The organism is Dyella soli, assembly GCF_054482295.1.
The window spans coordinates 669,143-683,788 of sequence record NZ_JBTFFU010000001.1 but is presented as its reverse complement, the minus strand read 5'-3'; the positions used below and the strand labels follow the sequence as shown (position 1 = coordinate 683,788).

12 protein-coding genes are annotated in these 14,646 nt (G+C 67.1%); 8 read left to right on the top strand and 4 right to left on the bottom strand.

Annotated elements, in window-relative coordinates; all coding sequences use genetic code 11:
• Positions 1-46: 46 nt before the first annotated feature.
• Complete coding sequence (locus ACXU4B_RS03245; RefSeq protein WP_458910831.1) at positions 47-838, bottom strand: YoaK family protein; 792 nt, start codon at positions 836-838, stop codon at positions 47-49.
• 461 nt (positions 839-1,299) lie between these two features.
• Here ACXU4B_RS03245 and ACXU4B_RS03240 point away from each other — a divergent pair, with 461 nt between their 5' ends.
• A complete protein-coding gene (locus tag ACXU4B_RS03240; protein ID WP_131407724.1) occupies positions 1,300-2,922 on the top strand; it encodes an MASE1 domain-containing sensor histidine kinase in 1,623 nt (540 codons plus the stop codon).
• Between the two features lie 13 nt (positions 2,923-2,935).
• Here ACXU4B_RS03240 and ACXU4B_RS03235 read toward each other — a convergent pair whose 3' ends face one another.
• Positions 2,936-3,421, bottom strand: a complete 486-nt coding sequence (locus tag ACXU4B_RS03235) for a hypothetical protein (protein ID WP_458910830.1) — start codon at positions 3,419-3,421, stop codon at positions 2,936-2,938.
• A gap of 241 nt (positions 3,422-3,662) precedes the next feature.
• A complete protein-coding gene (fusA, locus tag ACXU4B_RS03230; RefSeq protein WP_131407722.1) occupies positions 3,663-5,792 on the bottom strand; it encodes an elongation factor G in 2,130 nt (709 codons plus the stop codon).
• A gap of 228 nt (positions 5,793-6,020) precedes the next feature.
• On the opposite strand from fusA, the gene ACXU4B_RS03225 reads away from it, so the two are divergent.
• The 3 genes from ACXU4B_RS03225 (at position 6,021) to ACXU4B_RS03215 (ending at position 8,387) form a co-directional block, all read left to right on the top strand.
• A complete protein-coding gene (locus ACXU4B_RS03225) occupies positions 6,021-6,401 on the top strand; it encodes a TraR/DksA family transcriptional regulator (RefSeq protein ID WP_131407720.1) in 381 nt (126 codons plus the stop codon).
• 161 nt (positions 6,402-6,562) lie between these two features.
• Positions 6,563-7,051: a peptide-methionine (R)-S-oxide reductase MsrB gene (msrB, locus tag ACXU4B_RS03220; protein WP_240733996.1), complete on the top strand. Its 489-nt coding sequence runs from the start codon at positions 6,563-6,565 to the stop codon at positions 7,049-7,051.
• 43 nt (positions 7,052-7,094) lie between these two features.
• Complete coding sequence (locus tag ACXU4B_RS03215; RefSeq protein ID WP_131407716.1) at positions 7,095-8,387, top strand: thiolase family protein; 1,293 nt, start codon at positions 7,095-7,097, stop codon at positions 8,385-8,387.
• 29 nt (positions 8,388-8,416) lie between these two features.
• Here the strand turns inward: ACXU4B_RS03215 and ACXU4B_RS03210 are convergent, their stop codons facing one another.
• Complete coding sequence (locus ACXU4B_RS03210; protein ID WP_240733995.1) at positions 8,417-9,685, bottom strand: OprO/OprP family phosphate-selective porin; 1,269 nt, start codon at positions 9,683-9,685, stop codon at positions 8,417-8,419.
• A 336-nt stretch (positions 9,686-10,021) separates the two neighbouring features.
• On the opposite strand from ACXU4B_RS03210, the gene ACXU4B_RS03205 reads away from it, so the two are divergent.
• From ACXU4B_RS03205 to ACXU4B_RS03190, 4 genes are all read left to right on the top strand, one after another.
• The gene (locus tag ACXU4B_RS03205; protein WP_131407714.1) at positions 10,022-11,866 is read left to right on the top strand and encodes an amidohydrolase; all 1,845 of its coding nucleotides are present in this window, start codon (positions 10,022-10,024) and stop codon (positions 11,864-11,866) included.
• Between the two features lie 173 nt (positions 11,867-12,039).
• Positions 12,040-12,789: an SDR family oxidoreductase gene (locus tag ACXU4B_RS03200; protein WP_131407712.1), complete on the top strand. Its 750-nt coding sequence runs from the start codon at positions 12,040-12,042 to the stop codon at positions 12,787-12,789.
• A 137-nt stretch (positions 12,790-12,926) separates the two neighbouring features.
• Positions 12,927-14,162 carry an NnrS family protein gene (locus ACXU4B_RS03195; RefSeq protein ID WP_131407710.1) on the top strand — a complete coding sequence of 412 codons (1,236 nt, stop codon included), beginning with the start codon at positions 12,927-12,929 and terminating at the stop codon, positions 14,160-14,162.
• A gap of 25 nt (positions 14,163-14,187) precedes the next feature.
• The gene (locus tag ACXU4B_RS03190) at positions 14,188-14,607 is read left to right on the top strand and encodes a group III truncated hemoglobin (RefSeq protein ID WP_131407708.1); all 420 of its coding nucleotides are present in this window, start codon (positions 14,188-14,190) and stop codon (positions 14,605-14,607) included.
• The last annotated feature ends 39 nt before the right edge of the window (positions 14,608-14,646 follow it).

The following is a 14,646-nucleotide window of genomic DNA, read 5'->3' as shown; positions in this document are numbered from 1 at the left end:
TGTCGTCTCCAGGTGGAAGGGTGAACGGAAGGAAGCTGGCGCCGGCTCATGTCGCCGGCGCCGCCGCAACGGCTGCATCCTCGTGCCGAAAATAGGCCGCAATCGCCAGCACCGGCGGCACCGTGAAGCACCACATGCCCGCGAACGCGTAGAGCAGCGCCGCGGCGGCGCAGCCTGCGGCAAAGACCAACACCGCCAGGCCCATGCGGCCGAGGCGCGCGTCGACGGCGGCCTTCTGCTCGGGCGCAAGGCCATGCATGCGATCGGCAATGTCCAGCATCATCTGCGTCGTGGTGCCGGTCATCAGGGTGGATGGCGGTGCGCTGCCCAGATACACGCGATGCAGGGCGTTCTGGATCGCCATGGCAGCGACCAGCGTCATGCCGGTGAGGATCGCCGGCCAACTGTCGCCATTCACGAAGGGCCCGTAGCGGCATGCGAGGAACGCCGCCACGACGAACAGGGCCAGCTTCACCTGAAGCAGGGTGCTCACCACCGGCCGTCCGCCCGCGATCAGCCGGTAGCGCAGCAAGCGGACGAGGATCACCACCAGGCAGAACACCGGCAGCGCAAGCAGCTTGGCCACGAGCCCGGACGTGCCGGTCACCAGCGATGCGCCGATCGTCACGAAATTCCCCGTCACGTGCGCGGTAAACAGCCCATGCAATGCCATGAAGCCTGCCGTGTCGACGTATCCCGCGTTGATGGTCAGGATCGTCGGCAAAATCGGTTTGTCGGCCATGCAGGAAGTGCCTCTGGGTGGATCGGGATGACGATACAGCGACGCGCGCCGGGTACCACATGAACTCGATCCGGGCGCCCGGATGATCGCTGTCATGTCCGCCCGCCATGCGGATGGCTCGGCCTGCTGCCTGGCGCACAGCTTCCACATGCGCCGGTGAAGTTGGCGTTGAATAGCGGGAGCGCACCAGGCCGGCCAGCGGCGCCATGAGCCAGCCCCGACCCGGGTCCCCGCCCCTCGCCCGGCCCGGTGGAGCCAGCTCGCCACGCCCCTTCACGACGAGGCAGCACCGGCACTGTGACGCCCGTCACATCTTGACGGTGACGGCGGTCCGCCAGCGCGATTGCGCTGCCGTGACGTTTGCTACCGTACGAGACGCCGGCCATGGGCCGCTCCCGCAAGCCGCAGGGGCAATTCCTTGCGGAGGTAAGGGCTGTGCGATTCGGTTACGATGTGCGGCGGTCGGGGGACCGTGCTGCGCGTCGCGAGCCACCGGCATACCGTTCGATCGACAGGGGTGGACGGCCGTGAAGGGAAGCTCCAGCAAGGGGTTGGGAATGCGAAAGGGAACCATGGCGGGCTTCTGGCTTCGCCAGATCGCAGTGGCTGCTCTCTACGGCGCAAGCGTCACGCTGCTGCGCCACTTATCGATCTCGCACTGGCTGGTGCTGTGCGGGCTGCATGTGGCTGCCCTGTTGCTGGTCCCCTATCGTTACTGGCCCGCCCTGCTGGTGGGCGAGTCGGCCTCGCTGGCTTACCTGAGCGTCACCTGTGCCGAGCAGTTCGGCCTGGCCTGGGCCATCTGCAACCTCGTGCCCTCGGTCGTGTTCGTCATGCCCGTGGCCTATTTCAGCCGCGAGCGCTGGCAGATCTTTCCGACCAAGACCAGCGTCAACATCAACGCCCTGCTCGTGTGCGCATTGCTGGTCGCCGCACTGATGACCGGCAACAGCCTTGCCCTGCTGGCGATCACCCGGCTTCCCGAAGGCTATGGCCCCATCAATTACGCTGCCGTGGCGGGGCGCTGGATGCTGGGCAACTACATGGGCATCCTGACCATCGTGCCGTTCGTGCTGGTGGTTCGGCAGGTCCTGCTGGATGCGCCTTTGCGCGAGCTCGGCACCCGGTTCTGGGAGAGCCGCCTGGCTAGGGAGTGCACCTTCCTGCTTCTGCCCACCCTCGCGTTCCTGGTCTGGATGGGCCTGAGCTCGTCACCGGCCACGAACACCCGCCAGTTCGCCCAGGTGGCGATGTTCCTGCCCGTGGTCTGGCTTGCGCTCCGCTACGGCTGGCAAGGAGCTGCCGTGGGCGGCACGCTGGCAAGTCTCGCCGTCATCACGCTGATGCCAGCCAGGTACGACCCGCATACGCTGGACGCGCAGGTTTTCATTGCGTTCGCGATTTCCACCATGCTGCTGATGGGTGCGCGCATCGGCGCCCTGGACGACCGCGCGCAACGCGAGCGCACGGACCTGCGCATGGCGCTCGCCCTTGCCCAGCGCAACGTGCACCTTGGCGAAGTCCAGATGCGCATGACCTCGCAGGCGCTGGAACAGGTCCGCGAGTCGGTCCACTCCGTCTACAACATGATGCTGGGGCGGCTCAAGCACATGGCCCCGGTCTTCGACGACCGCAGCTATCGCCGGCAAGCCCTGGTGGCGCAGGACCAGCTTTATCGACTGGCCGACAGCCTGTGCCCGGTGACGTGGCGCGAACGCGGCCTGCAGGCGGTGCTGCGCGAAGGCCCCATCGCCCGCGTGCTGGAAGAGACCGGCGTGACCTACTGGTGCGATATCACCGGGTCGGTGGACCTGCTCTCACCCATGGTGCACCTGGCCATCTACCGCCTCATCTGCGAGGCCATTGCCGATGGCTGCACGCGCAGGGACGTCAGCGACATCCGCGTGCAGATCCGCTGCGGCGAGCGCCGCGGGCGCAAGTGGGGCGTGGTCCGCATCAGCCTGCGTGCCGACAGCGTCCGCCTGGCTGACGTGCGCTGGGATGAGTTGCTGCCGCGCGTGCTGCGCACGGCGACCGGCCTGGGCTGGCCGGCCATCGAGGATCGCGCCGCCACTTTCGAGGGCAAGGCCCGCGAGCACCTGCTGTCCAATGGTCGCCGGATCAGCGTGATCCTGTTCGATCCGGAAAGCCCTGACGGCGACGAGCACCGCCAGGACTGACTTCAATCCGGTCTTACTGAGCGCGGTTGTTACACTCGACGGGATCGCAGCTCATCGTCGACACGGCATTCATCCGCGTCGAAACGGCATTCAACTGCACGGTGCCGTCGGTCTGGGGCGTTGCAGTCACCTGCACGGAATCGTCCTGGTAGACCGTGGCCGGTGCCGCGGCAGCCTGCGCGGACGTCGTCACGGCAGCGGGCTGCTGCGGCGTGGTCACGAGCTGGGCGAACGCACCGATCGGCAGCGTAATGAACTGCCCGTTGGACGTTCCGATCGCACCCAGGACATTGCCGTTCTGGTCATTGACCTGGATGTACTTGACGCCGCTCAGCACGAACACGTAGGCGTGCCAGTGCGGATTCGCGCTCACGTCAGTGGTGTTCGGCCAGGCCTGCCCGAGACCCGTCGCCGCGGGGGGAGCAGCAAAGGCTGCCCCTGACAGACCAACAAACAGTAGCCCCGCTAGCGTGGCAAGACGCAGACGTCTCTTTGACATGGTCGTTTCCCTTGTTTGGAATGAAGTGGCGCCCGGGGGCGCCGCAGGAATGTAGCACTAGCCGGCGACCGAAACTGGTTCACACCGCTCGCTACCACGCTCGCCGGCAAGGTGGCGGCTGGCACCCCGCCGACGGCGCCTGGGTCCGTCGCCTGCCATCCCCCGGGACCAGCCCGCCGGCATCATGCGGCGGCGGCACCACCCATGGCACGCGGCGCATCACGGGCCGCGTGCCCCGGACTCACTTGGCTTCCTTTTCCATCAACTTGTCGACCAGGTTCGCGGGCACTTCCTCATAGTGGTCGAACTCCATGGTGAACGTGCCGCGCCCGCGCGTGGCCGAGCGGAGGAAGTTGATGTAGCCGAACATTTCGGCCAGCGGCACGAAGCCCTGCACGAAAGCCTGCGCACCTTTCTGACCCTGGTCGCTCACCGTGCCACGACGGCGATTGATATCGCCGATGACGTCGCCCAGGTAGTCGGCCTCGGTCACCACTTCGAGGCGCATCACCGGCTCGAGCAGCTTGGGCTTGCTCAGGCGCTGGGCTTCACGGAAACACTGGCGGGTGGCGATCTCGAACGCGAGCGCGGACGAATCCACGTCGTGGAACTTGCCGTCGACCAGGCGTGCCTTGAAGTCCACCACCTCGTAGCCGGCCACCTGGCCTTCGCGCGACTCGACCGTCACCGCATGTTCCACCGCGGGGATGTATTCGCGCGGCACGCGGCCACCGACCACCTCGTCGGCAAACACGATGCCACTGCCCGATGGCATCGGCTCGAACACCATCGTGACCTCGGCGAACTGTCCCGAACCGCCCGACTGCTTCTTGTGCGTGTAGGTGTGCTCGACGCTGCGGCCGAACGCCTCACGGAAGCTCACCTTGGGCTTGCCCATGTTGGCATCGACGCCCAGTTCGGTGCGCATGCGGTCGATGGTGACTTCCAGGTGCAGCTCGCCCATGCCCTTGAGCACGGTCTCACCGGTTTCCTTGTCCATCTCCAGCCGCAGCGAGGGATCGGCCTTGACCATCTTGTAGAGCGCGCCGGAAAGCTTGTCGATGTCGTTGCGATGCCTGGGCTCCACCGACACGCTGATGACCGGGTCGGGAAAGCGCATGCGCTCGAGCAAGGCAGGATGCGCCGGGTCGGACAGCGAATCACCGGTCTCGGTTTCCTTCATCGACACGAAGGCACAGATGTCGCCGGCGCGCACCTCGTCGATCTCCTTGGTGGCATTGGCCTGCACTTCCACGATGCGCCCCACGCGCTCCTTTTTCCCGCGCGTCACGTTGAGCAAGGTGTCGCCCTTCCTGATGACGCCGGAATAGACGCGGCAAAAGGTCAGCGTGCCGAACTGGTCGTTGATCACCTTGAACGCGAGCGCCCGTGCCGGTGCTTCGTCGACCACGCCCTGGTCGCCGATCACGTGGCCGTCCTCGTCCACCATGGCGATGCCGCCGTTCTCGCCCGGGTACGGCAGGTAATCCACCACGCCGTCGAGCAACTGCTGCACACCCTTGTTGCGATACGACGATCCGCAGAACACCGGCACCAGCTTGCCGGACACGCAACCCTTGCGGACGCAGCGCTTGAGTGTTTCCGGGTCGAACTCGCCGGTTTCGATCAGTTTCTCGAACGCGACATCGTCCATGGCCAGCGCGCGCTCCAGCGTCTCCTCGCGTAGCGCGGCCAGCCTGTCCACCCACTCCTGGTCGGCGGCGGAAGTGAACTTCACGCGGCCGGCGATCTCCTCCAGCGGCACGGTATCCCACGGGCTGTCCTTGTCGTCACCCTTCCACAGGTAACCCACGCCGGCGACCAGGTCGGCCATGCCGACGAATTCGTCGTGGCTGCCCAGCGGTATCTGGCACAGCAGGACGTTGGCGCCGAGGCGTTCGCGAATGCCCTTGACGCAGTGTGCGAAATTGGCGCCGATGCGATCCATCTTGTTGACGTAGCACAGGCGCGGAACGTTGTACTGGTCGGCGAGGCGCCAGTTGGTCTCGGTCTGCGGCTCCACGCCGGCGACGCCGTCGAACACCACCACGGCGCCGTCGAGCACGCGCAGGCTGCGGTTCACCTCGATGGTGAAGTCGACGTGGCCGGGCGTGTCGATCAGGTTGATCTGGTGCCCTTTCCACTCGGTGGACACGGCAGCCGACTGGATGGTGATGCCGCGCTTGCGCTCCTGCTCCAGGTAGTCCGTGGTGGTGGAACCTTTGCCTTCCTTGGTGTCGTGGACGTCGACGATCTGGTGCTTCTTGCCCGTGTAATAGAGCACGCGCTCGGTCGTCGTGGTCTTGCCCGCGTCGATGTGCGCGATGATGCCGATGTTGCGATACAGCTGCAGTGCTTTCTGTCGTGCCATAAGGTCCCGCTCCAGAGAAAACCGTTCGCGCTTGCCGGACGTGCGCCTTCGCCGGGCCAAAGCCAGGCCGAGGCCGGCTTCACGCCGCGGCCGATATAGGGTCGTCCAGCGCGTGATCAATGCATGTGAAAGGCCCGCCCCCGCGGCCGCTTTCTTCACCGCGCAAAAACGGGGCCTGTGCCATAGCTTCGGGCTCGTTGCCCTGTGGTGATTTCGTGGAGTCGAGCCATGCCTGAGCAGCAGTCCACCTTGAGCCGGGAGTTCATCGCACAGCAGCGTTCGCGGCTGGAAGCGCTGCGTCGCCAGGTGCTTGGCGGCGAACTTTCCGCCACCAGCCGGCGCCGCTCCTTCGAGGAGTTGCACGGCGACGAGGCCGCCGAATTCGAGGACCAGGCGCAGGACAGCGCGCAGGAGGAGGTCCGCCAGGCCCAGCACGACGTGGACGACCAGCGCGTGGCGGATATCGAGCGGGCCCTGCAGAAGATCGACGATGGCACCTATGGCTATTCCGACATCAGCGGCGACCCCATCCCGCAGGCCCGGCTCGAAGCCACCCCCGAGGCCATCGTCACCATCGAGGAAGCCCAGGCCCGCGAGCAGCGGCGCTAGCGCGAGCGGGCTTGAATCTGTCGCAACCGCCACGATCATCGGTGGCACCATGCCAGCCAGCGCAAGCGGCTGGCCCGGCGGGATACGAACGTCCAGGCAGGTGCAGGCGACGGATGCCAGGCTGCCGCGATCCGGCCCGCGACCACCGAGGAGGACCATCCGTGAGCAAGGCGACACCATTCGATCTCTCGCCACCATCACCCCTGCAGTTCGACCAGCTCACATCGGCGCTGACCGGCGATGAGCGGCAGGTGCTGCTCGAACACGGCACCGAGTCGCCGTTCTGCGGCGTGCTGCTCACGGAAAAACGCGCCGGCGTGTATTGCTGCCGGCTATGCGGGTTGCCGCTGTTCCTCGCCGGCTCGAAGTTCGACAGCCGCACCGGCTGGCCAAGCTTCACCTCGCCGTTCAACGAGAGCCACCTCAACTACGTGCGCGACACCAGCTACGGCATGGTGCGCACGGAGATTCGCTGCGCGCGCTGCGGCAGCCACCAGGGGCATGTGTTCGACGATGGTCCGCCGCCGACGCACCAGCGCTATTGCATCAATTCGGTGTCACTGGAATTCGCCGCCGGCGATGAGTCGCTGCCCGACAAGCTCGGGCGTGGCGCGCCCGAAGGCGTCGTGTGGACGCCTGCGGTGAAGTAAGGCCGGCCTCGCCTCCCCTCCCGCTCCGACCTGGATGCCCCTCATGACACTTCGATCGCGTTACCGACAGCCCGTATGGCTCGCTGCCGGCGTGCGCACGCCCTTCGCCAAGGTCGACAGCGCACTGGGCTCGTACGATGCCATCACGCTGTCGGTACCCGTGGTGCGGCACATGCTCGACAGCCTGCCCGGTGGCAAGCAGCCGGACTTCGCCGTATGGGGCACGGTGGTACCCAACCTCACCTGGAGCAACCTGGCCCGCGAGATCCTGATGGACGCGGGTGCACCGGCCACGATCACCGCCTTCTCCACCGTCATGGCCTGCTCCACCAGCATGATCGGCATGATCGAAGCCGCCGGCATGCTGGACGACGACAGCCTGCAACTGGCCCTGGTCGGAGGCGTGGACAGCCTCAGCCGCATCCAGCTCGGTCTCAACCAACGCCTGTCCGACTGGATCCGCCGCTTCCAGAAGGCCCGCTCGGTGGGCGAGAAGGTGTCGCATGCACTGAGCCTCAAGCTCGGCGACATCAGCCTGTACATACCCGGCATCGTCAATCGCACCTCCGGGCTGAGCATGGGCGAACACATGGAGATCACCGCCAAGGAATGGCGGATCCGGCGCGAGGACCAGGACCAGCTCGCCCTCGACAGCCACCTGCGCGCGGTCGCCGGCTGGACCAGCGGCTTCTTCGACGACCTGGTGATCCCGCTGGGGGAGTTCCGGCGCGACAGCATCCCGCGGGCGGACACCTCGCTGGAGAAGCTGGCCCGGCTCCCGCCGAGTTTCGACCGCACCAGCGGCCAGGGCACGCTGACGGCGGGCAATTCCTCGCCGCTGACGGATGGTGCGGCGAGCCTGTGGGTGGCATCGCAGCGCGGGCTCGAACGCCTGCCCGGGCACGTGCCGCGCGTGCGCCTGATCGACTGGGAAATCGCCGCCGTCGACTTCCGCACCGAGGGACTGCTGATGGCGCCCACCTACGCCATCCCGCGCCTGCTCGCACGCCACGGGCTGACTTACCAGGACATCGGCCTGTGGGAGATCCACGAGGCGTTCGCGGCGCAAGTGCAGGCGCATGTCGCCGCGCTGCAGGATCGCGACTTCCTCAGCCGCAAGGTGCGTATCGAACGCGATTTCGGTGCTTTCCCGCGCGAGCGGATGAACCCGCATGGCGGCAGCGTCGCCCTTGGCCATCCGTTCGGTGCCACGGGTGCGCGCATTCTCAGCCAGGCGGTGAAGGAACTCGCCGCGCTACCCTCCGGCACGCGCGCCATCGTCAGCATCTGCGCCGACGGTGGCCAGGGCTCGGTGGCCTTGCTGGAAGCCGACTGAGCCGGACCACTCGCGCCAAGGCCACGCCATCAGAAGTACACCTGCGCCCGCATCTCGAAAATATGCGGGTTCACCTGCAGGCCACGGCGTTCGCTGAAGGCCCGGACGTAGTTGGCCTGGACCTTCAGGTGCTCGCCGATGTACCAGTTGGCTCCCACGGTCCAGTCGTGCTCGGCGCCGCCGCTGATCGCACCGTCGTTGAGGTCGAGCTCGCTGTAGCGCACGGCCAGCTCCACCGCGCCCCACGGATGGGTCGGGCGGATCGCCTGCAGGTCGCGTCCGTTGTAGCGCCGGTCGGCCACGTTGCCGTCGCTGTAGTAGCGGGCCTCGCCGGTAAGCGTCCAGGTGGTGAACAGGTAGAAGCCATGCGTCGCGAAGTCGGGCTTGCCGTGGTCGCGATCGACCCTCGCCTGCAGGTACTCGCCCTGCACCGACCAGGGCCCGTCGATCCACAGTGCCTCGAAGCCCTGGCGGTCCACCTGCCTGCTGTAGGGCAGCGGGCCGGAGTCCACCAGTCGCACGGGTGACAGGCCGTCCTCCGGTCGCGCACGTAGGCGGGCCAGGGGAGGCAGCGCACCCTGATCGGCCCAGTCCAGCTTCTCCCGCGATGCCGACAGGCCAAGGTGCAGGACATGCCCCTGCCGGTTGATCGGCATCCAGGCGGCGCGTGCGGCCAGCGTCGTGCCGGGGTTGTTGCCGTCAAGGTCCTTGCGCCAGAAATAGTCGCCGACGTTGACGATGAAATGCGGGCGCACCCAGGCCCAGTCGACGCCGGCGCGCCGTCCTTCCCACACCGCCTGGGTTGGCAGGGCCGTCTCGATGAAGGTCGTGGCCGAACTGCTGGTCACCCCTTCGAACCCCACCGGCGTCTTGGAGTAGCCGAAGCGCAGGTTGCCCAGGTCGATGCCGATCGCGCCGCTGGTGCGAATGCGGACGAATGTGTCCACCCACTGCCTGGCCTGGTAGTCGTACTGCACGATCGCGTCGTAGACGCCCGGCTTGCGCAGGAACAGGCCGAAGTAGCGGCGTCGGTTGGTACTGGCATCCTCGAACCGACCCTGGTCGTGGGAGAACTGATTGAGGTCGTACTGGTAAAGCACCGCCAGGCCGAAGTCGGTGCCGTCCGATGCCGTGATGTGGGTTGGCCAGTTGCTGTAGAAGTCGTAGCCGTCGGCGAACACCGCCGGCGGGACCAGCGAGAGCACGCCCGTCGCCAGCAACCAGCGAACGGTGGTGGACCACCACGGGGAACGGATGCCGGCCTCGCTCATCGACTCGCCTCGGAAGGGAACGTCCATGCTCTCCAACCCGTTGCGCGACCGGAAATGACGATTGTGCATATGCACATGCCGTGGCCGCGCACGGTATCTGCGCAGTATCCGGGCATTCCCCGGGTCGTGCCATGCGGTGCCCACGGGCCCCGGGCGCGGCGTCCTCGCGGACTCACGGCAAGGTGGCCAGGCGGGGAAACCCTGCATTGACGGCGCCACGCCCCGATCACAAAAGCTAGACACCGCTGCCCTTACATGTGTGTCGCCCGCCGGCAGGGTGCCGTGCGGACCGTGGTCGGGCACCGATCGCCGAAGACGAGCAGGCAGCACCGGATCAGCGCCACCCCCTTGCGGACGACGCCCATGGCTACGTATCCCACGCTCATCGTCCACAACGCGCGCATCTTCACCGGCGTGGCGCAACGCCCCGAAGTGCAGGCGCTGGCGGTGACCGGTCGGCACGTCGCCGCGGTCGGTACGAACGGCCAGATCCGTTCGCTGGCCGGCCCCGCCACCGTGGTGATCGATGCAGGCAAGCGTCGACTGATCCCTGGCCTGATCGACTCGCACATCCACGCGATCCGCGGCGGACTCAACTACAACCTCGAGCTTCGCTGGGACGGCGTGCCCTCGCTGGCCGATGCCATGCGCATGCTGGCCGAACAGGTGGCGCGCACCCCACCGCCGCAATGGGTGCGCGTGGTGGGTGGCTTCAGCGAGCACCAGTTCGCCGAAAAGCGCCTGCCGACCTTGCCGGAGCTCAACCAGCTGGCGCCCGATACGCCCGTCTTCATCCTGCACCTGTATGACCGCGCGCTCCTCAATGGCGCCGCGCTGCGCGCCTGCGGATACACGCGCGACACCCCGGACCCGCCAGGCGGCCAGATCACGCGCGACGGCCATGGCACGCCGACCGGCCTGCTGCTGGCTACGCCCAATGCGCTGCTGCTCTATTCCGCGCTGGCGCACGGGCCCAGGTTGCCGCACGAATACCAGATCAATTCCTCGCGCCACTTCATGCGCGAACTCAACCGGCTCGGCGTGACCAGCGTCATCGATGCGGGTGGTGGCAACCAGCACTATCCGGGCGATTACCACGTGATCGAGGAGTTGCACCAGCACCACCTGATGACGGTGCGCATCGCCTACAACCTGTTCACGCAGAAGCCGGACGAAGAGCTGCACGATTTCATGCACTGGTCCTCGGTCAACCAGATCGGCCAGGGCGACGAGTTCTACCGCCTCAATGGCGCAGGCGAGATGCTGGTGTACTCGGCGGCCGATTTCGAGGATTTCCGCCAGCCACGCCCCGAGCTTCCACTGCACATGGAGGGCGAGCTCGAAGCCGTGGCGCGGGTGCTCGCCGAACGTCGCTGGCCGTGGCGCATGCATGCCACCTACGATGACACCATCGGGCGCGCGCTGGACGTGTTCGAGAAAGTCGATCGCGACCTATCGCTGCAGGGCCTGCCGTGGTTTTTCGACCACGCCGAGACCGTGTCCGAGCGCAACCTCGAACGCATCGCGCGCCTGGGCGGCGGCATCGCCGTGCAACACCGCATGGCCTTCCAGGGGGAATACTTCGTCGAACGCTATGGCGCCGAAGCGGCAACCCGCACACCACCGTTCAAGCGGATGCTGGAGATGGGCATTCCCGTGGGTGCCGGCACCGATGCCACCCGCGTCGCCAGCTACGACCCGTGGAACGCGTTGTACTGGCTGACCACCGGCAAGACCCTGGGCGGGCTGTCGCTCTACCCCGGCAGCAACCGCGTCGACCGGACCACCGCGCTGGCCATGTTCACGCGCATGAACGCGTGGTTTTCCGGCGAGGAAGGCATCAAGGGACAGCTCGATGTGGGGCAACTGGCCGACTTCGCCGTGCTGTCGCACGACTACTTCAGCGTCGAGGATGAGCAGATCCGGCAGATCGTCGCGGAACTGACCGTCGTCGACGGGCGCATCGTCTACGCCGACGGCGACTTCAAACCCCACGACCTCGCGCCGCCACCGCCCATGCCCGACTGGTCGCCGGTGAATTTCGGCAGCCGCTACTGGAAGTCGCAAGGCACCCTGCTGGCCAGGACGGCAGGCACCCGCAGCACCACCGCCTGCTGTGCACGCCCGGCCCATGGCACCGCGCCATGGGGCGAATCCGGCCTGCAGGGGTTCTGGGGCCTGTCGGGTTGCAGCTGCTGGGCATTCTGAGCGCAGCAGGCCCCCTGTTGCCCTGATCCCCCATCAGCGGGTGGCACCTCCAGCATCGCCGGCACATGTTCGACACCATCGAACGAGTCCACCGGAAAGCTGGTACGGCAACGCCGGCAAGCAGGCGCAGCATGACGCCATCAACCCAATCACTCCCGACAAGGGGAAACGTCATGAACCGCTTCGCAGACAAAACCGTCCTGGTCACCGGTGGCAGCAGTGGCATCGGCCTGGCCACGGCCCAGGCTTACGTTGCCGAGGGTGCGCGCGTCATCATCACGGGCCGCGATGCCGCCGCGCTCGATGCAGCCAGGACCACCCTGGGCGCCAGTGCGATGGCCATCCAGAATGATGCCGGCTCCATGGCTGCCGCCAGGGACCTGGCCCAGGCCCTCGTCGCGCAAGGCATCCGGCTGGATGCCGTCTTCCTCAATGCCGGCGTGGCGAAGTTCGCCCCGTTCACCGCCGTGGACGAGGCACTGTGGGACCAGAGCTTCGACATCAACGTGAAAGGCCCCTACTTCCAGATCCAGGCCTTGCTCCCGGTGCTGAATGCCGGCGCGTCCATCGTCATCAACGGGTCGATCAACGCCCGCCTGGGCATGCCCTCGTCGTCGGTCTATGCGGCGAGCAAGGCCGCGGTGATCTCGCTGGCGCGGACGCTGTCGGCGGAACTGTTGCCGGTGGGGGTGCGCGTCAACGTGGTCAGCCCGGGCCCGGTGGAAACGCCGCTGTACGGCAAGCTGGGCATGGACCAGGCCACGCTTGAAGCCACGGCCGCGCAGATCCAGTCGCAGGTGCCGCTGGGCCGCTTTGGCAAGCCGGCCGAGATCGCCGCCACGGTGCTGCACCTGTCGGCCGCCGAGTCCGCCTTCATCGTGGGCACGGAAATCATCACCGACGGCGGCATGAGCCAGTTGTAGCGGCGACGCCGAGCGCGGCGGTGCGACTTCAGTGGCGGTTGACCCGGGCAAAAACTGACCCAGATCAGGGCGCAATACCGGACGGGATTGCCAGACTGCGCCCCGCCTTCGTACCTCCGCCTGCAGGCACGTACACGATGACCGCCGCCACACCCGCTCCACCCCGTCCATCCGATCCGCTGGCGATGTTGCTGGCCGCACCGCATCGGGCGATGTTCCTGGTCGGCGCCATCGCCCTGCTCGGCAACATGGTGTGGTGGACGTGGGCACTGGTGGCCGCGTGGCGCGGCCTGCCATTCGCGCCCCAGGCGATGCCTGCCGCCTGGGCGCACGGGTTCCTGATGCAGTACGCCACGCTGGCGCCGTTCGTGCTCGGCTTCCTGCTGACCGTATTCCCCCGCTGGCTCAACACGCCCGAAGTGCCGCGGCGTGCGTATGCCAGCGTATTCGGCCTGATGCTCGGCGGCGGGGGCCTGGTGCTGCTGGCGCAGAGTGGCATGCCCGACATGTTGCGACCGGGCCTCGCTGCCATGCTGGCGGGCTGGCTGGTAGCCCTGTCCGTCCTCGGTACTCGCCTGCATCAGGCGGGTTATCGCGATCTGTGGGCCGTATCGGCCTTCATGGCGTTGCTGGCCGGAGCCGTCGGTCTCACGCTAGCGCTGTGCTATGCGCTGGGCGGCGCTGCCGTGCTGATGCAGGCGGCGATCAGCATCGGCACCTTCGGACTGCTCGTGCCCGTGTATGCCACGGTCGCCCATCGCATGCTGCCGTTCTTCTCCAACAACGTCCTCGCCGGTTACCGCATGGTGCGGCCAGCGTGGTCGCTGGTCGGCATGCTGGCGCTCAGCCTGGCGCACCTCGGGCTGGACCTGGCCGACATCAGCCGCTGGCGTTGGCTGGCCGACCTGCCCATGGCCGCCCTGCTGCTGTGGCAATGGCTCGCGTGGCAACCGTGGAAGGCGCGTCGCCCGGGATTGCTAGCCGTGCTCTACGTGGCGCTGGCGTGGCTGCCGCTCTCATTCGGACTGTTTGCCGCCGACAGCCTCGCGCTGATGCTGCATGGATCCAGCGGCTGGGCACGTGCACCGCTGCACGCGCTCACCATCGGGTTTTTCGGTTCGATGCTGGTGGCCATGGTGACCCGGGTAACGCACGGACACTCGGGCCGTCCGCTGGCCATGGGCGCCGTGCCCTGGTTTGCCTTCATCGGCCTGCAGGCCGCCGCCATCGTGCGCGTGCTGGCCGATGCCGCGGCGCAACCCTGGCCCTGGTATGTGGCGGCCGCCGCGCTATGGCTGCTCGCACTGACGCCGTGGGTGGTGCGTTCGGCGTGGATCTATCTGACGCCGCGCCGCGATGGCAAGCCCGGCTGAGCATTCGACCCTGGAGACATGAGGCATGGCGCTGTTTGGGCACGCAAGCGAAGTGGGCATTGCCACCCTGGTGGATCGCTTTTACGACAAGGTGCGCGCCGACGCGCAGCTTGGCCCGGTCTTCAACCAGGCCATCGAGGACTGGCCGGGCCACAAGGTCATCCTGCGCGACTTCTGGTCGTCGCTGGTGCTGCGCAGTCGCCGCTATCACGGCAATCCCATGGGCGTGCACCGTGCGCTGCCGGCGTTTCCGCAGGCACTGTTCCATCGCTGGCTGGCGTTGTGGCGCGAAACGGCGCGCGAAGTGTTCGAGGCGCCCGCTGCCGACCTGTTCATCGGCACGGCCGAGCGCGTGGCCCAGGGCCTGAGTCTGGGACTGGAGATGGGGCGGCTGACGGTGGACCCGCCGTCGCGCATCGTGGGTCCACTGCACATCGTGCCCTGAGCCGGCACTTCACCGGGAGCGCCCCGGGTGTAGACTAAA